The 23,152-nt window shown below is 62.1% G+C and carries 24 protein-coding genes, 1 tRNA gene, 1 other RNA gene and 1 pseudogene; 9 read left to right on the top strand and 18 right to left on the bottom strand.

The features are described 5' to 3' along the window. The first annotated feature begins 49 nt into the window (after window positions 1-49). Window positions 50-2,104: a 3-hydroxyacyl-CoA dehydrogenase NAD-binding domain-containing protein gene (locus tag R3F00_RS10405; protein WP_371281720.1), complete on the top strand. Its 2,055-nt coding sequence runs from the start codon at window positions 50-52 to the stop codon at window positions 2,102-2,104. Window positions 2,105-2,121: 17 nt separating this feature from the next. On the opposite strand, the gene R3F00_RS10400 is transcribed toward R3F00_RS10405, so the two are convergent. The 14 genes from R3F00_RS10400 to R3F00_RS10335 all read right to left on the bottom strand — a co-directional run bounded on the left by R3F00_RS10400 (window position 2,122) and on the right by R3F00_RS10335 (window position 13,903). Then, on the bottom strand, window positions 2,122-3,042 hold the full coding sequence (locus R3F00_RS10400) for a ketopantoate reductase family protein (RefSeq protein ID WP_371281830.1): 921 nt from the start codon (window positions 3,040-3,042) through the stop codon (window positions 2,122-2,124). Further along, the gene (locus tag R3F00_RS10395; protein ID WP_371281719.1) at window positions 3,042-3,407 is read right to left on the bottom strand and encodes a PilZ domain-containing protein; all 366 of its coding nucleotides are present in this window, start codon (window positions 3,405-3,407) and stop codon (window positions 3,042-3,044) included. Before R3F00_RS10395 ends, R3F00_RS10400 begins: the two co-directional genes overlap by 1 nt. Window position 3,408: 1 nt before the next feature. Beyond that, entirely contained in the window at window positions 3,409-4,374 is a 966-nt protein-coding gene (gene holB / locus R3F00_RS10390; RefSeq protein ID WP_371281718.1) for a DNA polymerase III subunit delta', read from the bottom strand. Continuing rightward, window positions 4,371-5,009, bottom strand: a complete 639-nt coding sequence (gene tmk / locus R3F00_RS10385) for a dTMP kinase (RefSeq protein WP_371281717.1) — start codon at window positions 5,007-5,009, stop codon at window positions 4,371-4,373. Before tmk ends, holB begins: the two co-directional genes overlap by 4 nt. Further along, window positions 5,006-6,061, bottom strand: coding sequence for an endolytic transglycosylase MltG (gene mltG, locus R3F00_RS10380; RefSeq protein WP_371281716.1), 1,056 nt, complete (start codon window positions 6,059-6,061; stop codon window positions 5,006-5,008). Before mltG ends, tmk begins: the two co-directional genes overlap by 4 nt. A gap of 53 nt (window positions 6,062-6,114) precedes the next feature. After that, the gene (locus tag R3F00_RS10375; RefSeq protein WP_371281715.1) at window positions 6,115-7,482 is read right to left on the bottom strand and encodes an aminodeoxychorismate synthase component I; all 1,368 of its coding nucleotides are present in this window, start codon (window positions 7,480-7,482) and stop codon (window positions 6,115-6,117) included. Between the two features lie 23 nt (window positions 7,483-7,505). Beyond that, window positions 7,506-8,744 carry a beta-ketoacyl-ACP synthase II gene (gene fabF, locus R3F00_RS10370; RefSeq protein WP_371281714.1) on the bottom strand — a complete coding sequence of 413 codons (1,239 nt, stop codon included), beginning with the start codon at window positions 8,742-8,744 and terminating at the stop codon, window positions 7,506-7,508. A 210-nt stretch (window positions 8,745-8,954) separates the two neighbouring features. Then, complete coding sequence (acpP, locus tag R3F00_RS10365; protein WP_092404824.1) at window positions 8,955-9,194, bottom strand: acyl carrier protein; 240 nt, start codon at window positions 9,192-9,194, stop codon at window positions 8,955-8,957. A gap of 277 nt (window positions 9,195-9,471) precedes the next feature. Beyond that, window positions 9,472-10,215 carry a 3-oxoacyl-ACP reductase FabG gene (fabG, locus tag R3F00_RS10360; RefSeq protein WP_371281713.1) on the bottom strand — a complete coding sequence of 248 codons (744 nt, stop codon included), beginning with the start codon at window positions 10,213-10,215 and terminating at the stop codon, window positions 9,472-9,474. Window positions 10,216-10,261: 46 nt separating this feature from the next. Continuing rightward, window positions 10,262-11,209: an ACP S-malonyltransferase gene (gene fabD, locus R3F00_RS10355; protein WP_371281712.1), complete on the bottom strand. Its 948-nt coding sequence runs from the start codon at window positions 11,207-11,209 to the stop codon at window positions 10,262-10,264. Next, window positions 11,206-12,009, bottom strand: coding sequence for a serine/threonine protein phosphatase (locus R3F00_RS10350; RefSeq protein ID WP_371281711.1), 804 nt, complete (start codon window positions 12,007-12,009; stop codon window positions 11,206-11,208). The genes fabD and R3F00_RS10350 overlap by 4 nt, the downstream gene beginning before the upstream one ends. Window positions 12,010-12,053: 44 nt before the next feature. Next, on the bottom strand, window positions 12,054-13,022 hold the full coding sequence (locus tag R3F00_RS10345) for a beta-ketoacyl-ACP synthase III (RefSeq protein WP_371281829.1): 969 nt from the start codon (window positions 13,020-13,022) through the stop codon (window positions 12,054-12,056). 77 nt (window positions 13,023-13,099) lie between these two features. Beyond that, entirely contained in the window at window positions 13,100-13,294 is a 195-nt protein-coding gene (rpmF, locus tag R3F00_RS10340; RefSeq protein ID WP_371281710.1) for a 50S ribosomal protein L32, read from the bottom strand. 93 nt (window positions 13,295-13,387) lie between these two features. After that, a complete protein-coding gene (locus R3F00_RS10335; RefSeq protein WP_371281709.1) occupies window positions 13,388-13,903 on the bottom strand; it encodes a YceD family protein in 516 nt (171 codons plus the stop codon). Window positions 13,904-14,090: 187 nt separating this feature from the next. On the opposite strand from R3F00_RS10335, the gene R3F00_RS10330 reads away from it, so the two are divergent. From R3F00_RS10330 to R3F00_RS10305, 6 genes and pseudogenes are all read left to right on the top strand, one after another. Further along, entirely contained in the window at window positions 14,091-14,537 is a 447-nt protein-coding gene (locus R3F00_RS10330) for a hypothetical protein (RefSeq protein ID WP_371281708.1), read from the top strand. Window positions 14,538-14,545: 8 nt separating this feature from the next. Beyond that, window positions 14,546-15,130 (top strand): nucleoside triphosphate pyrophosphatase, encoded by a 585-nt coding sequence (locus R3F00_RS10325; protein ID WP_371281707.1) that lies wholly within the window; start codon window positions 14,546-14,548, stop codon window positions 15,128-15,130. An 82-nt stretch (window positions 15,131-15,212) separates the two neighbouring features. Then, window positions 15,213-16,110: pseudogene (locus tag R3F00_RS10320) on the top strand (AAA family ATPase); the annotation flags it as partial. A 67-nt stretch (window positions 16,111-16,177) separates the two neighbouring features. After that, the gene (locus tag R3F00_RS10315) at window positions 16,178-17,167 is read left to right on the top strand and encodes a DUF58 domain-containing protein (RefSeq protein WP_371281706.1); all 990 of its coding nucleotides are present in this window, start codon (window positions 16,178-16,180) and stop codon (window positions 17,165-17,167) included. After that, entirely contained in the window at window positions 17,154-19,145 is a 1,992-nt protein-coding gene (locus R3F00_RS10310) for a DUF3488 and DUF4129 domain-containing transglutaminase family protein (protein WP_371281705.1), read from the top strand. Before R3F00_RS10315 ends, R3F00_RS10310 begins: the two co-directional genes overlap by 14 nt. 39 nt (window positions 19,146-19,184) lie before the next feature. Beyond that, window positions 19,185-19,703 carry a Slp family lipoprotein gene (locus tag R3F00_RS10305; RefSeq protein ID WP_371281704.1) on the top strand — a complete coding sequence of 173 codons (519 nt, stop codon included), beginning with the start codon at window positions 19,185-19,187 and terminating at the stop codon, window positions 19,701-19,703. 44 nt (window positions 19,704-19,747) lie between these two features. Here the strand turns inward: R3F00_RS10305 and R3F00_RS10300 are convergent, their stop codons facing one another. Genes R3F00_RS10300 through dnaX form a run of 4 tightly spaced genes read right to left on the bottom strand, consistent with a single transcriptional unit; the run spans window position 19,748 to window position 22,671 of the window. Beyond that, complete coding sequence (locus R3F00_RS10300; protein ID WP_371281703.1) at window positions 19,748-20,092, bottom strand: histidine triad nucleotide-binding protein; 345 nt, start codon at window positions 20,090-20,092, stop codon at window positions 19,748-19,750. Window positions 20,093-20,103: 11 nt separating this feature from the next. Beyond that, window positions 20,104-20,706, bottom strand: a complete 603-nt coding sequence (recR, locus tag R3F00_RS10295; protein ID WP_371281702.1) for a recombination mediator RecR — start codon at window positions 20,704-20,706, stop codon at window positions 20,104-20,106. Continuing rightward, window positions 20,703-21,026: a YbaB/EbfC family nucleoid-associated protein gene (locus R3F00_RS10290; RefSeq protein WP_371281701.1), complete on the bottom strand. Its 324-nt coding sequence runs from the start codon at window positions 21,024-21,026 to the stop codon at window positions 20,703-20,705. Before R3F00_RS10290 ends, recR begins: the two co-directional genes overlap by 4 nt. A 1-nt stretch (window position 21,027) precedes the next feature. Next, complete coding sequence (gene dnaX, locus R3F00_RS10285) at window positions 21,028-22,671, bottom strand: DNA polymerase III subunit gamma/tau (RefSeq protein WP_371281700.1); 1,644 nt, start codon at window positions 22,669-22,671, stop codon at window positions 21,028-21,030. A gap of 154 nt (window positions 22,672-22,825) precedes the next feature. Here dnaX and R3F00_RS10280 point away from each other — a divergent pair. Together R3F00_RS10280 and ffs are read left to right on the top strand one after the other, a co-directional pair. After that, window positions 22,826-22,918: transfer RNA gene (locus R3F00_RS10280), tRNA-Ser, on the top strand. 67 nt (window positions 22,919-22,985) lie between these two features. Continuing rightward, window positions 22,986-23,082, top strand: an RNA gene (gene ffs / locus R3F00_RS10275) — signal recognition particle sRNA small type. Window positions 23,083-23,152: the final 70 nt, after the last annotated feature.

Raw genomic sequence — 23,152 nt, 5'->3', positions numbered from 1 at the left:
GGCGCGGCTTGCCCGGATCATAGCAGTCCGATTTTGCGAGGATACTGCCATGTTCGAAGGACTCCGATTCAAGCACTGGAGCAACGAACAGGATGCCGACGGCATCGTCGTCCTGACCCTGGATCGGGTCGGCAGCCCGGTCAATACATTTGCCCGCGTGGTCCTCGAGGAACTCGAAGAGATCGTCGAAAGGCTTTCGTTCGACCCGCCGCGCGGCCTGGTCATCCGCTCGGGCAAGGCCGCCGGATTCATCGCCGGTGCCGATATCAAGGAATTCGAGAGCTTCGACAAGGCAGGTACCGTTCTCGATGCCCTGAGCTACGGCCAACGCGTCCTGCAGGGCGTGGCCCGGCTGCGGTGTCCGACCGTTGCCGCCATTCATGGGCATTGCATGGGCGGTGGTACCGAACTGGCCCTGGCCTGCCGTTACCGCGTCGCCAGCAGCGATCCGTCGACGCGTATCGGTCTTCCCGAAGTCAAGCTCGGCATTTTTCCTGGCTGGGGAGGGAGCGCTCGCCTGCCCTACCTGATCGGTGCTCCGAAAGCGCTGGAGCTGATGCTTACCGGACGCGCCGTCTCGGCCCAACACGCGCGATCGATAGGACTGGTCGACGCTGTCGCCTCGGCGGACACCCTGCTCGAACGCGCCCGCGAGATCATTCGCAGACCACCGACTCGCTCCATGCAGCAGCGTCTGCAGGCCTGGGCGACCAATACCTGGCCGGCTCGGCAGGTGCTTGCGTCGATCATGCGCAAGCAAACGGCGGCCAAGGCCAGACCCGATCACTACCCTGCTCCGTTCTCGCTGATCGAAACCTGGCGGCGCGGCGGCAGCCTTTCGCAGCGACTGAAGAATGAAGCGAAGGCCGTTGCCAGGCTGGCAAAGACCGGGACGGCTCGCAATCTGATCCGGGTCTTTTTCCTGCAGGAGCGACTGAAGGGCCTTGGGGCCGGAGTCGACCATGGAATCAGTCATGTCCATGTGATTGGTGCCGGTGTCATGGGCGGCGATATCGCGGCCTGGTCTGCGCTGCGCGGATTCAATGTCACTCTCCAGGATCGCGAGCAGAAATACATCGACCCGGCGATGAAGCGGGCCGAAGAGTTGTTCACGAAGAAGTTGAAGACCGCTGACCGGATAGGTCCGGCACAGGCGCGACTGAAATCGGATGTGGAAGGCAAGGGTGTCGCAACGGCTGACTTGCTGATCGAGGCCATCTACGAGAATGCCGAGGCCAAGGAGTCGCTGTACAAAAAGGCCGAACCCGACATGAAGGCGGACGCCTTGCTGGCTTCGAATACTTCGAGCATACCTCTGGACGAATTGCGCAAGGCGGTGGCCGACCCGGGGCGCTTCCTCGGCCTGCACTATTTCAATCCGGTGGCCCTCATGCCGCTCGTGGAGATCGTGCGTCATGACGCTCTGGACAAGGACAATGAACGCCGTGCCATGGCCTTCTGCAAGGCGATCGACAAGCTGCCGGTTCCGGTCAAGGGAACGCCCGGCTTCCTCGTCAATCGCATCCTCATGCCGTACATGCTGGAAGCGGTGCGCCTTTATGGCGAGGGTGTTCCAGGCCCGGTGCTCGACAGGGCAGCCAGGAAATTCGGCATGCCGATGGGGCCGATCGAGCTGGCCGACACCGTTGGTCTCGACGTTGCCGCTTCAGTCGGCAAGGAGCTTTCGGAATTCCTCAAGCTGGACATTCCCGAGGGCATGGAATCCCTGCTCGCCTCGGGCAAGCGCGGCAAGAAGGACGGTGAAGGTTTCTACAAGTGGGAAAACGGCAAGCCGGTGAAGCCTGAGGTCGACCCATCCTATTCCGCGCCCGAGGACATCGAAGACCGGATGATCTTGCCGATGCTCAACGAAGCAGTGGCCTGCGTGCATGATGGTGTCGTCGATGACGCTGATCTGTGCGACGCCGGGGTGATTTTCGGTACCGGATTCGCACCGTTCCGTGGCGGTCCCATCCAGTACATCCGCGATACGGGTGCAGAGGGTTTGAAGCAGCGCCTGCTCATGCTCGAGCAGCGTCATGGTGCGAGATTCGCACCTCGCAGCGGCTGGGACAGCCCCGAGCTGAATACGCCGGCTCAATAAGCGGGCGATCCACACTATCAGCGCTTGCCCAACCGGGCCTCGTGCACGCGCAACTGGATACATGCGGCACTGAGCAAGGGAGCATCAACGCCAAGCGCATTGGCCCTGGCCAGCATGTCACCGAGCACATGTTCTGCCTCGGTCGCTCCGCCTCGCTCGACATCGCGCAGCATCGAGGCCTTCAGCGGTGAATGGGCCGCAGTGAGGATATTCATGGCCTCGACCATGGCCTCGTCTCCCGGGGCATGGCCGCTGCGCCGGGCGACTTCTGCGCACTCCAGGTACAGCCAATTGATCAGGTCTGCGCCCTCTGCGACTGCCACGATCTCGCCAATGCTGGCGCGCATCAGGCAGGTAATTCCCGCAAGCGCCGAAAGGAAGGCAAACTTTCGCCACATTGCGGTGAGCACCTCTGCGCTGTGAACGACCTCGAAAGGCATTGCCAGCAGCGTGCGCGCGATTTTCGGATCGATCGCTGGAGTGCCTTCGCGTTCGCCGAATGTCAGCCGGGCAATCGAGCCCACTTGTCGGATGGATCCATCCGGGTTCAGATCGACAGAGACATGGCAAAGCCCGCCGAGAACGCTGTCGCGGCCAAACGCCAGGTCGAGTGCATCCAGATGCCGGATTCCGTTGAGCAGGGGCAGGACAAGCGCGCCACGCCTCACCGCGGGCGCGATAGCCTCGATGGCCGATTGCAGGTCATAGGATTTGCAGGACAGCAGCACCAGGTCCCAGACCTGGTCCGCTTCAACCTGGGTCAAGACCTCGACGTCGGCCCGGATTTCCCCGCCAGCCGCATCAACGCGCAAGCCCTTCTGGGCCAGCAGCGCAGCGCGATGCGGCCTGACGAGAAATGAAACCTGTGCACCCGACTGGAGCATGCGGGCGCCGAAATAGCCGCCGGTCGCCCCTGCACCGAGAACGAGAACGCGCATCACATGGTATGGGTCGGTCGTTCCTGCAGCAGGATGCCGGCGAGAATGGACTCGATCTTCGTCCGCGCTGCATCACCGTCGCTGGATTCATTGAACTGGACGCCGATGCCCGCCGTACGATTGCCCTGGGATCCCGGCGGTGTAATCCACACCACACGTCCAGCCACGGGCAAGCGATCCTTCTCGTCCATCAGGGAAAGCAGGATGAACACTTCATCGCCCGGATTGTAGCGCTTGCTCGTCGGGACGAAGAGCCCGCCACCCTTGACGTAGGGCATGTAGGCATTGAACAGCGCGCCCTTGTCCTTGATGGCCAATGACAGGATTCCCTGTCTCGGCATGCCGCCAACTGGGGGTGTCGACATTTCATGGTCTCCGTGGCATTTGCCAAGCATGCAGCAGGTCCAGCACGACCAGTTCGCTGCGCAATTGCGTATTCAGCAGTTCGCGCGATCGATTGGCCGCGGCAAACCACGCTGCTAGCTTGGGTATTTCGCCGGCCCCGGTCAAGCCGAGTTTGCCCGGCTTGCCATCGGCAAGGCGCAGGGCCTCGTCGCGTGCGATCACGGCAGCGTGCCAGAGCCGTTCGGCCGGTCGGTCTGCTGCCCAGGCATCGGCAACGGTCAGTGCGCTGGTCCTTGCCGTGTTCAACTCGAGCAGGTCTCTGGCGCATTCGCCGCGCAGGCCCAGGACTTCATTGCTAATGGCGCCCAGGGCTTCGCCCGGATTTCCGAGAGCCGATTCCAGCGCCTGTTCAGCGAGCTCGATTGAAATGCCCTGTTCCACGAGCCATTCCATGGCCCGGGCTCGCTCCGGGACTTTCAACTCGATGCGCTGGCAGCGGCTGCGAATGGTTGCCGACAGATGAGCTGGATGATCGCTGACAAGTACGATCACCGTGCTGGCCGAGGGCTCTTCAAGCGTCTTGAGGAGCGCGTTGGCAGCACTCGTGTTCATCTTGTCCGCAGGATCGATGATGACGATCTGCAAACCACCATACTGGGTCGACAATGAAAGCCGCTGAGAAAGTTGGCGAATCTGCTCGACGGTAATTTCGCTGCGCAGCTTGCCATCGTCACGCGCCTCGAACCCGACCAGGATATGGTCCGGGTGCGACCCGGCAGTCAGCAGCTGGCAGGACTTGCAGATACCGCAGGCATGACCATCCGCCTGACGTGCTTCGCACAGGGCAGCGCTGGCGAGCGCGTTGGCCAGCGAACGCTTGCCGAGCCCGGCATCTCCGCAGATCAGCACGGCGTGGGGCAGCTCATTGCGCTGAAGCCGCGTGGCAAGCACGCGCCAGTGTTCGCCGAGCCAGCCCTGCAGCTTCATGCGGAATTCCTTCTGGTTGCAATGAACTCAGACACCGCGGCACAGGCGCTGGCTGTCACGCTGCCGACGTCGAGACTGGAATCGATGATGCGGAATCTCGACGGTTCGCTTTTTGCACGCTCGCGGTACGTTGAGCGGACCCGATCAAAGAAGCCGGCCTGTTCGCGTTCAATGCGGTCAGGTTCGCCCCGAATCTGGGCCCGCGCGAGCCCGACTGCGACTGGCACATCAAGCAGCAGGGTCAGATCCGGCCGTATTCCCTGGGCAGCCCATCTCTCGAGATCGGCGATGCGTTCTTCGGGTTGACCACGCCCGCCCCCCTGGTAGGCAAAACTCGCATCGGTAAAGCGGTCGCTCAACACCCACGTGTTTTCGCTCAGGGCAGGCACGATCCGTTCACGCACCAGTTGTGCTCTGGCCGCAAACATCAGGAGCAGTTCACTTTCTGCGCACACCTGGTCGATTCCTCCATCAAGAACAACCGAGCGGATCGCCTCGCCAAGCGCCGTGCCCCCGGGTTCGCGGGTGACCAGCAGCTTGATTCCAGCCGCTTCGATGTGTTCGCTCAAGGCATTGAGTACGGTGCTCTTGCCCGCACCTTCTCCACCCTCGAGAGTGATCAGACACCCTCTCATCGATTCCTGCTCCGGTTCAGATACCTTGAAACCGCGCGGTTGTGCTCGCTCAGGGTAGCGGAAAATTCATGGCGACCGCTGCCGTCGCCGACCGCTACGAAATAGAGCGCGTTGCCGCCCGCCGGATGCAATGCCGCCTCCAGAGCGGACAATCCCGGCAGTGCTATGGGTGTAGGCGGGAGACCATCGCGCGTGTAGGTATTGTATGCGGTATCCGTTTCCAGATCGCGTCGACGGATGTTTCCGTCGTACTGTTCGCCCAAGCCGTAGACCACTGTCGGATCGGTCTGCAGTCGCATGCCGATTTGCAGGCGTCGGCTGAACACGCCGCTGATCATCGCCCGTTCGTCCGCAACGCCGGATTCCTTCTCGATGATCGAGGCCAGAATAAGCGCTTCATAGGGGGATTCCAGTGGAACTGCCGGGTCGCGTTCCGGCCAGAGTCGCTGCAACGCCGAGCGCATGGCCGCGTGCGAGCGTTCCAATATGGCGAAGTCATCGTCGCCCTTGACCCATGCATAGGTCTCGGGGAGGAACCAGCCCTCGGGTTTGCCGTCAGGGATGTCCAGTCGGGCGGCTATGCTGGCGTCGTCCAGCCCGCCCAGGGTTTGCCCGATTCCTTCCGCAGTGGCCAGTGCAAGGCGCAGCTGCCTGAAGGTCCAGCCCTCCACGATCGTGAAGTGATGTTGCACGACTTTCCCTGCGGCCATCATTTCGATCAGACCGCGCGGCGTCAATCCTGGTTCAAGCGAATACTCGCCCGCATGCAATCTCGACGCGACATTCAGCTCGCGCGACAACACGCGCCAGTAGAACGGCGAGCCATCGGTGATTCGGTCACGCCGCAATTGACGGACGATGTCCCTGAATCCCTTGCCACGCGGAAACTCGATGACCTTCGCCTCCTTGAGCAGCAAGGGGGCATCGACGAATTGACGATAGTCGTTCCACGCCAGCAAGGCTGCCGCGCAGCCCAGGGCCATTGCAACCAGTATCAGTGATAACAGCCAGCGGACCTTGCCTGCCTGGCCATGCATGCGAAGCTCTTGCATGTGATTTCCGTGTTTTGACGACAAAGCGTAGCAGGGTTGCCCCCAAGACGGACTCAGCCATCGATGCCGAATGCGCGCAACAATCCACGCGCCTTGTCCCGAGTCTCGGCGACCTCCGCCTGCGCGTCGGAATCGACGACGATGCCGGCCCCCGCACGCAGGCTGACATGTCGGCCCTCGACCGTCAGGGTACGGATCAGGATATTCAGATCCAGGTTCCCGTTGTTGTCGAGATAGCCCACGGCGCCGGTAAACGCACCGCGAGCCGAGTGTTCGAGTTCGGCGATGATTTCCATGCAACGGACCTTGGGACAACCCGTTATGGTGCCGCCGGGAAAAACCGCACGAATGACCTGACCCGGCGTAGTGCCCGGTCGCAACCTGCCACTCACGTTCGAAACGATGTGATGGACATGGGCGTAGCTCTCGACACCCATAAGCTCGTCGACAACGACACTTCCGGGTACGCACACCCTGCCGAGATCGTTGCGCTCGAGGTCGATGAGCATGACGTGCTCCGCGCGTTCCTTGGGATGCCCTATCAGTTCACGTATTCGTGCCGCACTGTCCTCCCCTTGCAGGCGCGGGCGGGTTCCCGCAATCGGGCGCGTCTGTACCCTGTCACCGCGCGTCTGCACAAGCCGTTCCGGCGACGAACTGACTACCGCCCAGTTGTTCCACTGGAGCAAGCCGGCGAACGGTGCGGGATTGGCCCGGCGAAGCCGCTCATAAATCGCGGCAGGCGCCGTGGTCCGCGCAAGCTCGATTCGCCACTGCCGAGAAAGGTTGACCTGGAAGACGTCGCCATCGCGCAAGTATTCGTGAATACGTTCGACAGCACGCATGAAGATTTCCGGATCGTCTTCTTCGATGGAGGCCACTTCGAGACTGGATTCCGGCAGGTCGGGAAAATCCTGCATATCGGCTTCCATCTGGTCGAGCAGATGAGCAAACCCTGCTTCCGCTACCAGATGGGTCCGATCGCTTTCGTGGTCGACGATGGCTGCGAGCGGACAATGAAGGGCTAGCGCAACAGGTAGGTTTCCGGGTGCCGCAGGCAATTTCAGTCGCGGCTCTATCTCTCCCGCCAACTCGTAACCCAGATAGATCAACCAGCCGCCATGGAAAGGCAATGCGCTATCGCCATCGGCGGCCGTTGTAGTGCCGCGCTGCCAGGCACAATCCAGCGCGTCGAGAAATTTCGTGCCGTCCATATTCCCGGCTGAATCGCGGACACGACCCTGACTGTCCAGCTGCAGCGAGGATTGCGGAAATCCGAACAGGATGTCGTGGCGCGCCTGCAGGGTGCCGTCTGCCGCACTCTCAAGCAGGCCGGGATAGCGCTGCGGGTGTGCTGCAGCGAGAGCCAGCAGATCCCGGCGCCCTTTCAGGACCCGGATGATGCGTGTCGGTCCTGGCATCGGACTGCCCGGAATTTCGCTGGTCAGATCCGTCGGAATACCAGCGTTCCATTGGTACCGCCGAAACCGAATCCGTTGGAAACGGCGATCGAAATCTTCTTCTCTCGAGCCACCTTCGGAACGTAGTCGAGATCGCAGCCCTCGCCCGGATCATCCAGATTGATGGTCGGAGGAATGATGCCGTGATGCAGGGCGAGAATCGTGAAGATGGCTTCGACGCCTCCCGCTGCGCCAAGCAGATGCCCGGTCATCGATTTGGTCGAGCTGACCATGGTGCGCCTGGCGTGTTCTCCGAGAGCACTCTTGAGTGCCCACGTTTCAGCGAGATCACCCAGGGGCGTCGATGTGCCATGCGCATTGACGTACTCGATCTGGTCGGCATTGACGCCGGCGTCAGCCATGGCTGACACCATGCAACGCGCAGCGCCTTCGCCGTCTTCCTTCGGCGCGGTCATGTGGAATGCGTCGCTGCTGCTGCCACTGCCTGCGAGCTCGCAATAGATCCGCGCACCTCGCGCCCTGGCTGACTCATATTCCTCTAGCACGAGGATGCCGGCGCCATCGCCGAGCACGAAACCGTCGCGGTCCTTGTCCCAGGGCCTGCTGGCCAGGGTCGGATCGTCATTGCGTGTCGACATCGCCTTCATCGAGCAGAAGCCACCCACGGCCGTCGGCACGGTGGCATATTCGGCACCACCCGCAACCATGATGTCGGCGTCACCGTACTGGATCAGCCGCATGGCCATGCCAATGCTGTGATTGGACGTTGCACAAGCCGACACCGCTGAAAAATTCGGGCCCTTGATACCGGTCATGATCGACAGGTGACCAGCCACCATGTTGATGATGGTCGATGGCACGTAAAATGGGGAAATCTTGCGCGGCCCACCCTCGTGCCATGCGACCGTGGTCTTCTCGATGCCGGCAATGCCGCCTATTCCCGAACCTATCAGCGCACCTGCCCTTTCCGCATTGGCTTCGGTGATCTCCAGCCCTGCATCCTTCAGAGCCATCAGGCCCGCGGCGACGCCATAATGGATGAAGGAGTCCATTTTCTTGACTTCCTTCGGCGGTATCCACGTCGCCGGATCAAAATCGCGCACTTCGCCGGCAATACGCGTCGGAAACGCGTCCGCGTCAAAATTGGTGATCGGGCCGATACCGCTCTTGCCAGCGGTAATGTTGTCCCAGGCCGTGACCAGATCGTTTCCAACCGGGCTGACGATACCGAGACCGGTGACGACGACGCGACGTTTGCTCATGTTCGTAGTTCCGCAGTTCAGGCAGCGCTGCGCGTAACATACGCATGCGTAGCGTTGCCTGTACTCAAAATGAAAGCTGCGCCTCGAGGGCGCAGCAGGATGTAGCGTTCAATGTTCAGTCGGCCGCCCCGATCGCCCGCGTCTGGGCGCGCAACGGCAACGCGACTGCTGAAGATCTGGCCGGTTCGCAAACTCCCCGGCGATCATTCATCAGGACTTGACGTGCGCCTTGACGTAGTCGACGGCTTGCTGGACGGTCGTGATCTTTTCCGCATCCTCGTCCGGAATTTCGCACTCGAATTCCTCTTCGAGAGCCATGACCAGCTCGACCGTGTCGAGGGAATCAGCACCAAGATCATCGACGAAAGACGCATTCGGCGTGACTTCATCTTCCTTGACGCCCAATTGCTCGACGACGATTTTCTTGACGCGTTCTTCGATAGTGCTCATAAGTCTCTTGTCTCCCGATGGGATCTCGTTTCGTGATTCGGATTGCGGAATGCCGGTGGCAACGCGCTAGGTCCGGGTTCCGCTACGCGGGAAATCTTCCCGCGAGGCGCGGCGAATTGTAGTTGAACAGGGCGGCACCTGCTAGCGTTCGCCTCGCAAACCGGCGCCAGCCGGTACTTGTGGCACACAAAGCCGCCTATGGCCGGTGAATCGATCAGACAGCCGGATGGGTGCATCGTTGTCACTCCAGGAGGGGCAGAATCACCCGCAACGGGGTTCAGGCCATATACATTCCGCCGTTGACGTGCAGGGTTTCCCCGGTGATGTAGGCAGCCGCCGGGGACGCTAGAAAGGCGACGGCCTGCGCAATGTCCTCCGCCTCGCCGAATCGCTGCAGGGCAATTTGTCCCAGCAACTGGGCGCGCTGCTCATCGGCTAGCGCGCGCGTCATGTCGGTATCGATGAAGCCCGGGGCCACGACGTTGACGGTAACCCCGCGTGATCCGATTTCGCGTGCCAGCGACTTCGAGAATGCAACAATTCCGGCCTTGGCTGCGGCGTAGTTGGATTGTCCGGCGTTGCCGATTGAACCGATCACCGACGCCACGCTGATGATGCGGCCCTTGCGTGCCTTCATCATGCCGCGCAAGACCGCCTTGGACGTCCTGAACACCGAACTCAGGTTGGTGTTCAGGACCGCCTGCCATTCTTCCTCTTTCATGCGAAGCAGCAATTGATCGCGCGTGATTCCGGCATTGTTGACCAGGATGCTGACGGTGCCGAATTGATCGGAAATTTCAGAGATCAGCCTGTCCACTGCGGCGCTGTCATCCACATCGAGGACGCGCCCGCTGCCGCCGCGCGATGCCAGCCGCTCGGAGATGGCCGTGGCGCCTTCCTCGCGGGTTGCCGTGCCCACGACGCGAGCACCACGCGCAGCAAGCTCGTCGGCAATCGCTGCACCGATGCCGCGACTGGCTCCGGTTACCAGGGCAATTTCGCCCGAAAGTGAATCATTCATCGATGGGTCCCTTGTTCGATTGACTCAGTCGGCGTCCGAGTACTGATCAACTCCAGGCTTCTCGGGCCGCATCCAGTTCGGCAGGCTCGCCAAGAGCGCGCATCTCGATGCTCTTGTCGATTCGACGGCTCAGTCCGCACAGCACCTTGCCGGGGCCACATTCAGCCATGCGTGTTGCGCCGGCAGCAAGCAAGGCCTGGATGCAATCCGTCCAGCGCACCGGCAGATAAAGCTGTCGTGTCAGCGCATCGCGGATATCAGTCGTCGATTCGTGCACGCCCGCATCCACGTTCTGAATGACCGGAATGGCGGGTTCCCGCCACTCGTAGGCACTCATCGCTTCGCTCAGGCGATTGGCTGCTTCGCGCATCAGGGGCGTGTGCGATGGCACGCTGACGGCGAGCTTGACCGCCTTGCGCACGCCGGCCTCGGAAAGCTTGGCCAGTGCGGCGTCCACGGCTGCGGCATGCCCGCCAATGACGATCTGCCCGGGGGAGTTGTAGTTGGCAGGCACGACAACATGATCGCCGGACACATCCCGGCAGATGGATTCGACCAGGGCTTCCTCCGCCCCGATAACGGCAGCCATGGCGCCAACTCCCGCTGGCGCGACCGCCTGCATGGCCTGCCCGCGGATGCGCACAAGGTGGGCCGCATCGGCAAGGTTCAGCACACCGGCCGCGACCAGGGCACTGTATTCGCCCAGACTGTGGCCGGCCATCGCGATCGGCGTCGCACCCGCGCACGCCTGCCAGACGCGCCAGACAGCGATCCCGGCCGCGAGCAGGGCCGGTTGGGTGTATTCGGTGCGGTTGAGCAACTCTTCCGGACCGCCCTGGCTGAGCGCCCACAGATCGGTGCCGGCCCCTTCGGAAGCCTCCACGAAGGTCTGCTTGACGATCGCATGCTGTTCGGAGAGATCGGCGAGCATGCCGACCGACTGCGAGCCCTGTCCGGGAAAGACAAAGGCGATGGCGCTTGAATTCGAGCTCACACGAAAATCCCCATGATGTTCATATGCAACGGAAAACCATCATCGTCTCCCAATGCAAGACTGGCCAATGCCATCGCAACGAGCAGCGCGTGGCCGGCAAGATGGCGCAAGGTTCGCAATGCCGATTGAGTCTTGCCATTGCCGCGCTGGAATGGCCAGAACATGGCGGCAATCCTGCTCAGCCGGCTTCCGGCATCAATGACGCGTTGACGCACGTCCGGGCTTGACCGATCAAGCCCCGCCTTGAGCAGCGTCGCCAGTGCGGCCTGCTCGTCCGGATAGAAGCGGGCCGTGCCATGCACGAACAGCAGCCAGTCACGCGCCTGCGCAACATCCCGAGACATGATTTCGCCGGGATCCTCCTCGAAATCGAGGAAGCCGATACAGTCGTTGCCAAATGTCATGTTGCGCGGGACAGGATTGCCGAGATAGAGCCCTTTTGCGTGCACATCGGCAATGGAATCGATGGCCAATGAAACCAGATGGTCTCGTCTGGCTGGATTGCCGCGGGCCTGCTTGAGGCAACCTGAAAGTGAGATGCCTATATCGGCAAGCAACAGCATCGCACGCCCTTCACCGAGTACTTCGGGAACATTGACGTCGGCGGCCTTCAACTCGCGAACACGTCGGGCCTCATTGTTTTGCGCCTGCTCGCCAACGTGATGCGGTGGCGGTCGCAAGGCCTCGATTGAAAGGCCGCGCGCGATCCGGTCGAGCAATCCCAGTGCAACGCGCCGGTTGCCGCTGCGGTATTGCTTCAACCATACCTGACGTTCATTCAGGAACAGCCGTTTCGCCATGACTCACCTCCTTGCACGAAACCCGTGAACGTCGCCGCACGATCCTAGTAGCGCAGCAATGCCGAAGCCCAGGTGAAGCCGCCACCGAATGCTTCCAGCAGAATGTTCTGTCCACGCTGTACCTTGCCCGAGCGTACGGCTTCGTCGAGGGCCAGTGGCACCGAACCCGACGAGGTGTTTCCGTGGCGATCCACGGTAACCACAACGCGATCCATCGGAAGCTTCAGCCGCCTGGCCGTGGCCTCGATGATGCGCAAATTGGCCTGATGCGGAATCAGCCAGTCGACCTGGGACTCATCCATTCCGGCCGCTTCCAGCGTTTCACCAACGATTCGGTCCAGGGTCTTCACGGCAACCTTGAAGACTTCATTGCCGGTCATGATGACGCGCACGCCGTGGTTGGGTTCATCCTTGAAGCCGGCGGAGACGCCGACAGGGTTGTAAAGCAGATGCTTGTAGCCGCCATCGGCATGCAGCTTCGTCGTATAGATGCCCGGTTCATCGGCGGCTTCCAGGACGACCGCTCCGGCACCATCGCCGAACAGCACGCAGGTACCGCGATCGCTCCAGTCGAGCATCCGGGTCAGGGTTTCCGCGCCGACAACCAGAGCCTTCTTCGACTGGCCGCTGCGAATGAACGAGTTCGCCACGCCGAGCGCATAGACGAAGCCGGAACAGGCTGCATTGACGTCAAACGCGGCACAGCCGTTGGCACCGAGTCGGTGCTGCAGGAGACATGCGGTGGAGGGGAAGATGATGTCCGGCGTGGTCGTGCCGAGCACGATCAGGTCGATTTCCGACGCATCCACGCCAGCGGCCTCGAGCGCACGCGTGGACGCGTGGAAGGCCAGGTCGCCAGTGGTCTCGCCGTCGGCCGCCTTTCGGCGCTCACGGATGCCTGTGCGCGTGCGAATCCACTCGTCACTGGTCTCGACAAATTGCTCGAGATCCTTGTTGGTGACGATGTTCTCCGGCAGATAACTGCCCGTGCCCGCGATGCGTGAGTAGAACAGGACCGTTTCTCCCGAATGGAACGAAACGGCGGATCCATTGAGGAAGTCCGCCGTTTCCGAGCTTCAGTTCCGCGATGTTATTCCGAGTCGGCAACCGCTGACTTGGTCTCGATCACCTTCTTGCCACGATAATAGCCGTCCTTGGTGACGTGGTGGCGAAGATGCACTTCGCCCGACGTCGGATCGGTGGCCAATTGCTTGGCGGTAAGGGCATCGTGCGAACGGCGCATGCCGCGTTTGGACGGGGATTTACGACTTTTGGCGACTGCCATGACTACTCTCCAGATGAAACCGGTGGCTTGCATGCAAGCTGTGTGATGGATCAATTGTATCGCGGCCGGGCCTCGCGGCCGCAACCGGGAATCTCAGTGTTTCGTATTCTTAAGCTGTCCGAGCACGGCGAACGGGTTCGACGGCTGCTCGCTGTCCGGAGCCGATCCGGCACCAAGCGGAAACTCCTCCAGCGGCGCACCCGGACTCAGCGCGACCAATGGCAGGGCGAGCATCAACTCGTCCTCGATTACATCCATCAGGCGCAATTGCCCATCGGATATCAGCAATGCCTCATACCCTTCGGGCAATCCGGCTTCTTCGGACTCACGCCTGATCAGACCGAGCTTCTGGTCGATCTCGACGGCTTGCACGAAGACCTGCATCGTACGCTGGCAGACCAGAGACAAACCGGCTTCGACGTGCAGGTCGGCAAAAGCGACATCGAATTCGTCATTGCCAAACTCGACCCTGTAGGCGACCTCGCCATCGGGACTGGCCAGCAGGCCGGCCAGACGTTCCAGTTGCCTGACGGGAATCGTTCCCTCGAACACCCGCCGCGCTTGCACCATGCGCCAGGGATCAAGAATGTCTGGCACGGTGTTCGACATGGGCGCGCGATGGTAGGTGCGACCCCGTCCAATGTCAAATCGGAAAGTGCCGCAAGCAATTGACTCGAAGCGGAATTTTAGCCGGTTTGGCGGAGAATTGCTGCAGTTGCCGCCAACCGGCAGACTAGGGCCAGGGCCGGGCACGTGGCGCAGCCGACGCGCAAGGCCTTTCAAGGAGATAACCGCATTGCTCAACTATTTGCTGATTGCCGCCCTGCTGCTGGCCCCGATCGTCATCGTGGTCTGGCTGCGCGAGCGCCATCTGAGCGCGCGAACCAACGCCCTGCGCAGCGTCCTCGACCATGCCGATGCCCTCGAAAACGAGCTGCAGGAATGTCGTGCCCGTTTGCGCGAGATCCCCGCTCTGGTCAGTCAGCTGCCACCTTCGATCAGCCTGTCGGCGCATGCCACCCTGACCGCCGAGCCGGAAGTCCAGGCGGCACTGCACGATCTGCTCCAGCATCGCCTGTGGCTGCGCCAGTATGGTGCGGATGCCTCGCTGGACGAGTTGCGCACTGCTGCGGCCGCGCTCGTGCGTTCGCGGGACAAGCTGGCCAGCCAGCTCGAGCGCCTTGGCGAGGTTCGCCAGGAACTCGAATCCGCCGGCGCCGAAATGGACCCGTCGCCACATTGACTCCCGCCATGCCATCGGTTGTTCTCGCATCAGGTTCCCGCTATCGGGCTGAACTTCTGCGTCGTCTGCTGGATGGTTTCACCTGCCTCGCCACCGACGTGGACGAATCGCCCGTCGCTGGAGAGCGCCCGTGCGACACGGCCGTCAGGCTGGCCCGGCTCAAGGCCTGCTCCGCTGCGGAACATCATTCCGACAGCCTCGTCATCGGTTCGGACCAGGTCGCCGAGCTCGACGGACAGGCGCTGGGAAAGCCTGGCAGCATCGAGCGGGCGCAAGCCCAGCTACGCCAATGCGCCGGAAAGACCGTGCTGTTTCACACGGCCGTCTGCGTGGCGGACAACCGCAGCGGAACCATCGCGCTGCACGAAGGTCTGGATATCACACGTGTCGCATTTCGGCCGCTCGATGACGCCGAGATTTCGCGCTACGTGAGTCGGGACATGCCGCTGGATTGCGCCGGCAGCTTCAAGATGGAGCGACTGGGCGTGTCCTTGTTTGATCGCGTCGAATGCGCAGACCCGGCCGCTATCGTGGGTCTGCCGCTTGTCATTCTGTGCCGGTTGCTGCGCCAATGCGGCCTCCAGATACCCTGATCCAGAACTCACACCTCGCGAACAAGCGGCGCTAGACTCGCAATCGCCTCCGACGACTCTTCATAAGGAAAGCGCCAACCTGATGCCGGATTCCGCTACGCGTGCGCCAGCCAACCAGAACCTCCTCGACGCCGAACTGAGGAATGCGCTTGCGCGCAGCATTGCCCAGGTCAATGACATCCTGCTGGGCAAGAAGGAGCAGGTCCGGCTCGCCTTTGTCTGCTTGCTCGCGGGTGGACACCTGCTGATCGAGGACATGCCGGGAGTGGGCAAGACCACCCTCGCCCATGCACTGGCCATCACTCTCGGTCTGGATTTCCAGCGCGTCCAGTTCACCAGCGACCTGTTGCCATCCGACATCATCGGGGTCAGCGTCTATGAGCGCGATCCGGGCACGTTCAAATTCCACGGCGGGCCGGTTTTCACCCAGCTGCTGCTTGCCGACGAGATCAATCGCGCAACACCCAAGACGCAGAGTGCGCTGCTGGAAGCCATGGCCGAGGGCCAGGTCACGATCGACGGCCACACGCATGCGCTGCCGAATCCGTTCTTTGTCGTGGCGACCCAGAATCCGGTCGACTTCGCCGGCACCTATCCCCTGCCCGATTCCCAGCTTGATCGTTTCATGCTGCGCATGAGCCTGGGTTATCCGGATGCCGAGTCCGAGCGAGCCATGCTCTCCTCGACGGATCGACGCCAGTTGCTTGAAGAGCTCACTCCCTGCCTGGCTTCGGCTCAGATTCTTGCCTTGCGCAAGGCAACTACAGCCGTATTGTCCAGCTCGGCCCTGGTCGCCTATGTGCAGAACCTGCTGGAAGCGAGCCGTCGCCATGCCGAGATCCGGGTCGGGCTGTCCCCCCGCGCCGGACTCGCCGTGCTTGCTGCCGCCCGTGCGCATGCCCTGCTCGGCGGTCGCAGCTATGTCATTCCGGAAGACGTGCAGGCGGTATTCCCGTATATCGCCGCTCATCGACTGAGCCTCGGTTCCAGCGCCCGGACCAGCCGCGCGACCCTCGTCGAAGGCCTGATCGAGAACACCAAGGTGTGATGAGCGCCGACGGCGCAGCGAGTCTGTCCTGGCGGCAGCGACTGCTCGCGGTGGCCGAGCGCAGGCTGCCCGCACTGACCCGCCTGCGCGCCGCAGAATCGCTGCCGGTGATCCTGCACCGCAGGCGCATCTACGTATTGCCCACCGGTTTTGGCATCGTTTTCGGCATTCTCCTCGTCGTGATGCAGTTGGGCGCGCTGAACTATTCCAACAACCCCGCACTGCTGCTGACCTGCCTGCTGGCGGGTGCCGCCTGGATGAGCATGTTTTCGGGTTTCCGTACGCTTGCCGGCCTCGAGTTGATCGGCATGAATGCAGCGGACTGTCATGCTGGTGATGCGGTGGCCGTGCATTTGCTTTTCGCGGAGTCTCGACGCGCCCGACCGGCCCTGCAAGTCGACTGGAATGGAGTCCATCGCGCATTCGCGATCCACTCGGGCCCTTCGCAGGGTCTGACCATCCCGTTGCCAACCAGACAGCGCGGATGGTTGCGCCCCGGACGACTGAAACTCTGGACCGAACAACCACTGGGGCTGTTCGTGATCTGGAGCTGGGTCAATCCGGATGTGTCGATTCTTGTCTATCCCGAGGTCGAGTCGAATGCGCCGCCGCTGCCCAAGGGCACGAGCAACCAGGGCGATCGCTCGACTCCGGGGGAAGGCGACGACTACTCGGGGTTGCGTGACTACCGCAGCGGAGATCCGCAGCGACGCATCGCCTGGAAGGCGTCCGCACGGCACGACACCCTGCTCGTCCGCGAAAGCGAGAGCCAGGTCGATGACAACGTGACTCTGGACTATGCGGCATTGGAGGGACTCGATCGCGAATCCCGGATTCGTCGCCTGACCGCATGGGTTCTGGCCGCGGATGCCGCCATGATCAGCTACGCCCTGTGCGTGCCGGGACAGGTCATCGGCCCCGGCATCGGCTCCCGCCATCGCCAGCGTTGCCTGCGTATGCTGGCCCTGTTGCCCGATGCGCCTCAGTAACCGCCAATTCAACCTGCTCGCCGTGACTGCCTTGCTGGCGGTACTGACGCATGCGGCGCGCTTGCCATGGTGGCTGACCGCGGTATTCCTCCTGATTGCGCCGCTACGGATGATCAGCCGCAGCCGCGGAAGCAAGCCCATCTCTGCGTGGTGGCGCGTGCCGATGGTCGTCGCTCTGTTTGCGGTCATCATCCTGCACTACGGCAATTTCTTCGGTCGCGAGCCCGGCAGTGCTCTGGCTTGCGGTCTGCTGATGCTCAAACTGCTCGAGAGCGAACGCGTGCGCGATGCCCGCGCGGCGCTCGGATTCTCGGCCTTTGTCCTCATGAGCGCGCTGCTGGGCACCCAGACTATCGGATTCACCCTGGCGGTCTGTGCCAGCCTGATAGTGCTGCTGGCCTCGCTCAACGCGTTGCAGCCTGCTCCGCTTGATCCGGGCAGGCCGCTGCGCGGCGAACTGCGCCATGGCGCGCTACTGTTCGGCTTCGGTTTGCCGCTGGCAGCGGCTGCCTTCCTGTTCATCCCCAGGCTTGGATCGCCGCTGTGGGGCACACCGGGCGGGCCACAGGAGGCACGTACCGGTCTCAGCGACAACATGTCGCCCGGTTCGATGACTGAGTTGCTGGTCGACGATTCGCCCGCATTGCGTGTGACCTTTACAGGCGCTCCGCCAGCGCCACCGTCCAGGTATTTTCGCGCCATCGTGCTCTGGGATTTCGATGGCCGGACCTGGAGCCGCGAAGACGGACGGCCCCAACGCGTCCTTGAACCGGTCGTTCCCCTGGCCGCGGAAGTCGACTATGAAATCACCCTGGAGCCTACGGATCGACCCTGGCTGGTTGCCCTCGATGTGCCAATGGAGGCTCCCGAACAGGCGCGAATGAGCAAGGACCGCACCCTGTACGGGCGCAATCGCGTCTCGCAAGTGCGTCAGTATTCGGTACGTTCGGTACTCGCGTACCAACTGGCTCCCGAACTCGAGGAGTTCGATCGCAGGCGCGCCCTGCAGCTGCCGGCCGGATTCAATCCGGAGACCATTGCCCTGGCCAGGAGCTGGCGCGAAACCGATCCGCGTCCCGAATCGATGGTCAGGCGCGCGCTGGATCTCATCCGCGACAATTTTACCTATACGCTGGTTGCCCCGCCGCTGGGCAGAAACTCCGTCGACGAATTTCTGTTCGACACGCGCGCAGGGTATTGCGAACACTTCAGTTCTGCATTCGTTTTTCTGATGCGAGCGGCCGGCATCCCCGCACGTGTCGTGACCGGCTATCAGGGCGGCTGGTGGAACGTGGCTGGAGACTACTTGCTGGTCCGCCATTCTGATGCGCACGCCTGGGCTGAAGTATGGCTGGAGGGGCGCGGCTGGGTTCGTGTTGATCCGACCGCGGCGGTCAACCCTGCCCGCATCGAGTCCGGTTCTTCCTCTGCTGCGGACCAGCAAGGCTGGTTCGCGGGCGACTGGCTGCTCGAGATTAGGAACCGCCTCGATCTGGTCAACCGCCTGTGGACGCAGACTATCGTCCAGTTCAATGCACTGCGCCAGAAAAGTCTGCTTTCGCCGATCGGCATTTCCGAGGCAAGGCAATCTGACCTGCTGCTGGCGCTGGTGATCACGGTTGTTGTGGTGCTGCTGATCGCTACGGGCTGGGTCCTGAGGCCCGGCAAGGTGCGATCCGTCGACAAGCTGGACGCCGCCTGGCAGGCATTCCGGCAAAAAATCGCGCGCCATGGATATCCGGCGAAACCCCAGGAAGGCCCGATCGCCTGGCTGAACCGGCTCAAGCCACAAATCGGCGCATCGAACGACCGAAATCGGATCGAACACATCGTGCGCCAATACGTTCAGCTGCGTTATGCCCAATCCGAGCCCGACGCGCGCCAGGTTTCGATCCTGTCCGGGGAAATCAGGGAATTTCGACTGAGCGGCAAACTCGGACCATCCGAGAATCAGGCCGCGACAGATTCCGGCGATTAGTCATAAGCTATGATTATCCCCAGCATTCAGGAGAGTGCCATGCGGCGATTCATCTACATGCTACCCATGGTGGCCCTGCTGGGGGCCTGCGCCACCGTTCCGGTCCCCCTGAAGGGCGAATTCGCGAGCGTGAATCCCGGCCAGGCGGCCAGTAGTGGCCAGACAGGCGAACAGGTGCGCTGGGGCGGCGAAATCATCAAGGTCACTCCCGGCGAATCCAAAACCTGTTTCGAATTGCTCTCGCGAGAACTCGACTCCCGAGCACGGCCACGTCAGATCGACTCCAGCGAGGGGCGCTTCGTTGCCTGTCGAGCAGGATTCTATGACCCCGAAGTTTTCCTCAAGGGTCGCGAACTGACCGTCACCGGCACGGTCGAGGGTACCGAAAAGGCTCTGGTCGGCCAGTACGACTACACCTATCCGCGCGTCGCCGCCGACACGATCTATCTTTGGCCAAAACGCCCGATCATCATCCAGACCGAAGATCCCTGGCCGTATACGCCGTACTGGGGCGCGTTCGGGCCCTACTGGGGTGCGGGTTTCTGGGGACCGTGGTAATCGGCCCACTGGAGGCTATCGACGGCAGACTGCGCGCCTGACCTTCAGCCCGGCGGCCAGTGCATCTGGCGCCCGCCAAGCAGGTGCAGGTGCAGGTGGAATACGGTTTGCCCGCCGTGGCCGTTGCAGTTGATCACGCAACGATAGCCATCATCGGCCAGACCTTCGGCCCGGGCATAGCGCGTTGCTGCAAGAACCAGCTTGCCGATCAGGACGGCATCGCTTTCCTGCAGATCATTCAGGGTCGCGATGGGCCGCTTCGGAATGAAAAGGACGTGCGTTGGCGCCTGCGCGTTGATGTCCCTGAACCCCAGTACATCGTCGTCCTCGTGCACGATGTCCGCCGGAATCTCGCGTCGGATGATCTTGGAAAAAATGGTGTCTTCCACGGGGATTCTCCTCAAAGCAGCGACTGGCGACCGCCAAAGGCATGCGCCAGCGTGCCGCGGTCGATGAACTCGAGTTCTCCGCCAAGCGGCACGCCATGGGCGAGACGACTCGCCCGCACATTGGCAGCACGCGCCAATTGCGAAATCATGTGCGCCGTCGCCTCGCCTTCCACCGTCGGATTGGTGGCGACGATCAATTCTTCCACTTCCCCTTCGGCCAGTCGCGCGGCCAGCACGTCCAGCCCGAGCTCCTTCGGCCCCAGCCCGTCCAGCGGCGACAGTCGGCCCAGCAATACGAAGTAGTAGCCGCGGAAACCGGTTGCCTGCTCGATCACCATCTGGTCCACCGGCGTCTCGACGATGCACAGCAGCGACTTGTCTCGTGATGGGTTGTCACAAAGCGAACAGATCTCCTGCTCGCTGAATCCTCGGCATCGGCGACAGTTGCCGACTTTTTCGACGGCCAGGGCAAGCCGCTCGGCCAGGCGCTTCGCTCCCGGGCGATCGCGCTCAAGCACATGGAACGCCATGCGCTGCGCGCTTTTTGCGCCGACTCCCGGCAGGCAGCGCAAGGCCTCGATCAAGTCGCTCAACAGGGGCGATCCGGTACTCAAAACGGCATCTTGAACCCGGGTGGAAGATTCAGGCCGGAGGCCAGCCCGCCCATGCGCTCCTGGCTTTCCGACGCCACCTTGTTAACGGCGTCGTTGAAGGCGGCAGCGACCAGATCCTCGGCCATTTCGGCGTCATCGGCGAACAGCTTCCGATCGATATTGACCCGACGGACTTCGTGACGTCCGCTCATGACGACGCTGACCAGCCCGCCACCGGACTGGCCAGTTACTTCGAGCTGGGCGAGTTCTTCCTGCGCGCGCTTCATGTCTTCCTGCATGCGCTGGGCCTGCTGCATCAATCCGGCAAGGGGACCTTTCATCTCATCTCTCCAATGGGCGCACCGAATCGCTGATGATTCGCGCACCAAACGTGTCTATCAGTGATTGCACCGCCGGATCGGATTGCAAGCCCTCGCGAGCTTCCTGACGACGGGTTTCATGGGCCCGTGCCAGCGCATCGGCCGGGCTCTCTTCACCATCCGCCACTTTTTCGATTCGAACCCGCAGCGGACGCCCGAGTGTCTTGCCCAGGCGCTTTGCGAGCTGCTCAAGCAGAGGCTCGGATATGAACCCCTCGTGTGCGGATTTCATGCCCAGGCGCAGCAGGTTGCCCTCCACTCCCAGCAAGATCGTGTGCAGGGCCAGTTGGCCGACCGGTCCACCCAGGTCAGAGCGATTCAGCAAGTCGGTCCAGTCATCGATCCGCAATGGCCCGGCGTCCGCCTCCGGTTCCCTGACCTGATCCCTGCCCGCTGCCGCTTGCAGCGGAGCATGGCTGGGATTACTACGGGCAGATGCCGGACTCGCAGCGGCTGGCTTGCTCGCGCCTGGCGCAGGGCCTGCAGCGGGCCTGGACTTTCGTTCCGGACCCTGGGTGCCGCCCGATGAAGTCTGTGGCGCGAACGCCAGCATGCGCAGCAACGCCATGTCGAATCCGACGCGCTGGGTAGGCGCCAGCGGCAAGTCGCGCCGTGCAGTCAGCGCAATCTGGTAGTAGAGCTGCACTTCGCGAGGATCTATCCGGGCAGCCAGTTCGGCAACCACCGGCTCTTCGTCGACCTGGATGCCCTCGACCAGCTGGTTCAGCTGAATCCGGTGAAGCATGCCGGCGAGCTCATCCAGAACCTGGCCAAAATCCGGAGCGAGCTCGGCGATTCGATCGATCTCCTCGAACAGACGATGGCTGTCGTGCGCCACCAGCGCCTCAAGCAGCACGCGCACCCGCGCCCGCTCCACGGTTCCCAGCATCGCATGCACATCCGCTGCCGCGAGCTTGCCGCCGCCGTGGGCAATGGCCTGATCCAGTAACGACAGCCCATCACGCAACGAGCCATCCGCGGCGCGCGAAAGCACGTCAATCGCCTCGGCCTCGAACTCCACGTCCTCTTCCCCGAGAATATGGCGCATCTGACCGACGATCTGTTCAAAGGTGAGCCGCTTCAGGTTGAACTTGATACAGCGGGAAAGAACGGTAACCGGGAGTTTCTGCGGATCCGTCGTGGCAAGAAGGAACTTCACATGGGCGGGCGGCTCCTCAAGGGTCTTGAGCAGGGCATTGAAGGCCGCCTTCGACAGCATGTGCACCTCATCGATCAGGTACACCTTGTGCCTGCCACGGGCCGGAGAATACTGCGCGTTGTCGATCAATTCGCGGACATTGTCGATTCCCGTATTGCTGGCAGCATCGATTTCGAGCAGGTCGACAAAGCGCCCTGAATCGATCTCGTTGCAAATGCTGCAGGTGCCGCAGGGGGTTGAGGTCGGTCCGCTTTCGCAGTTGAGCGATTTGGCGAAAATCCGGGCAATCGTGGTCTTGCCGACCCCTCGGGTGCCGGTGAACAGAAACGCATGATGGATCCGGCCGCCGTCCAGCGCATGCGACAGGGCGCGGACCACGTGTTCCTGACCGACAAGTTCAGAGAACTGGCGGGGACGCCATTTGCGTGCGAGGACCTGATACGACATGGTGGCTTCCGGGAAGTGACCTGCGATTGTGCCAAGTTATCGGGGATCTGACCAAACCCCATCATGGCGAACTTGTCTGAATCGGGTATGCCTAGTATCCTCCGCCGCCCGTCGGAGTCGCTGTGTAAAGGGATTCGGGCGGACAGCGTGTTGCGGAGAGGTGTCCGAGTGGTTGAAGGAGCACGCCTGGAAAGTGTGTAAGCGGCTAAACCCCGCTTCGCGGGTTCGAATCCCGCTCTCTCCGCCAGTTTTGAGGTAAAGGTACGCCGCGCGGCAGTGTGTAGCTGCGGCGCCAAATCGTTTTATGGTGGCTCCGTTGGTGCCTTCGCGACGATAGCTTGTGAACTCCGCCAGGTCCGGAAGGAAGCAACGGCAGCAAGCAACTCGGGTGCCGGAGTGTCGCTTGCGGAGCTGCCACTCCCTCCAGATCAGAATAAAAGCGCCGTTCGGCAAGCAGCCGTCCATGGAGCTATTCCCGGCC

It is taken from the genome of Dokdonella sp. (assembly GCF_041395345.1).
Lineage (GTDB): Bacteria > Pseudomonadota > Gammaproteobacteria > Xanthomonadales > Rhodanobacteraceae > Dokdonella.
Note: the sequence above shows the minus strand (reverse complement) of the source record. Positions and strands in the feature narration are given on the sequence as shown.

Bases quoted from the DNA above. Each gene is read 5' to 3' on its own strand.
- R3F00_RS10315 (WP_371281706.1), top strand. From the start codon at position 16,178: ATGAGCGCCGACGGCGCAGCGAGTCTGTCCTGGCGGCAGCGACTGCTC.
- R3F00_RS10325 (WP_371281707.1), top strand. From the start codon at position 14,546: ATGCCATCGGTTGTTCTCGCATCAGGTTCCCGCTATCGGGCTGAACTT.
- R3F00_RS10405 (WP_371281720.1), top strand. From the start codon at position 50: ATGTTCGAAGGACTCCGATTCAAGCACTGGAGCAACGAACAGGATGCC.
- dnaX (WP_371281700.1), bottom strand. From the start codon at position 22,671: ATGTCGTATCAGGTCCTCGCACGCAAATGGCGTCCCCGCCAGTTCTCT.
- tmk (WP_371281717.1), bottom strand. From the start codon at position 5,009: ATGAGAGGGTGTCTGATCACTCTCGAGGGTGGAGAAGGTGCGGGCAAG.
- R3F00_RS10400 (WP_371281830.1), bottom strand. From the start codon at position 3,042: ATGCGCGTTCTCGTTCTCGGTGCAGGGGCGACCGGCGGCTATTTCGGC.
- R3F00_RS10335 (WP_371281709.1), bottom strand. From the start codon at position 13,903: ATGTCGAACACCGTGCCAGACATTCTTGATCCCTGGCGCATGGTGCAA.
- holB (WP_371281718.1), bottom strand. From the start codon at position 4,374: ATGAAGCTGCAGGGCTGGCTCGGCGAACACTGGCGCGTGCTTGCCACG.
- R3F00_RS10305 (WP_371281704.1), top strand. From the start codon at position 19,185: ATGCGGCGATTCATCTACATGCTACCCATGGTGGCCCTGCTGGGGGCC.
- R3F00_RS10375 (WP_371281715.1), bottom strand. From the start codon at position 7,482: ATGCCAGGACCGACACGCATCATCCGGGTCCTGAAAGGGCGCCGGGAT.
- R3F00_RS10350 (WP_371281711.1), bottom strand. From the start codon at position 12,009: ATGGCGAAACGGCTGTTCCTGAATGAACGTCAGGTATGGTTGAAGCAA.
- fabF (WP_371281714.1), bottom strand. From the start codon at position 8,744: ATGAGCAAACGTCGCGTCGTCGTCACCGGTCTCGGTATCGTCAGCCCG.
- R3F00_RS10395 (WP_371281719.1), bottom strand. From the start codon at position 3,407: ATGTCGACACCCCCAGTTGGCGGCATGCCGAGACAGGGAATCCTGTCA.
- rpmF (WP_371281710.1), bottom strand. From the start codon at position 13,294: ATGGCAGTCGCCAAAAGTCGTAAATCCCCGTCCAAACGCGGCATGCGC.
- fabG (WP_371281713.1), bottom strand. From the start codon at position 10,215: ATGAATGATTCACTTTCGGGCGAAATTGCCCTGGTAACCGGAGCCAGT.
- R3F00_RS10310 (WP_371281705.1), top strand. From the start codon at position 17,154: ATGCGCCTCAGTAACCGCCAATTCAACCTGCTCGCCGTGACTGCCTTG.
- R3F00_RS10290 (WP_371281701.1), bottom strand. From the start codon at position 21,026: ATGAAAGGTCCCCTTGCCGGATTGATGCAGCAGGCCCAGCGCATGCAG.
- mltG (WP_371281716.1), bottom strand. From the start codon at position 6,061: ATGCAAGAGCTTCGCATGCATGGCCAGGCAGGCAAGGTCCGCTGGCTG.
- acpP (WP_092404824.1), bottom strand. From the start codon at position 9,194: ATGAGCACTATCGAAGAACGCGTCAAGAAAATCGTCGTCGAGCAATTG.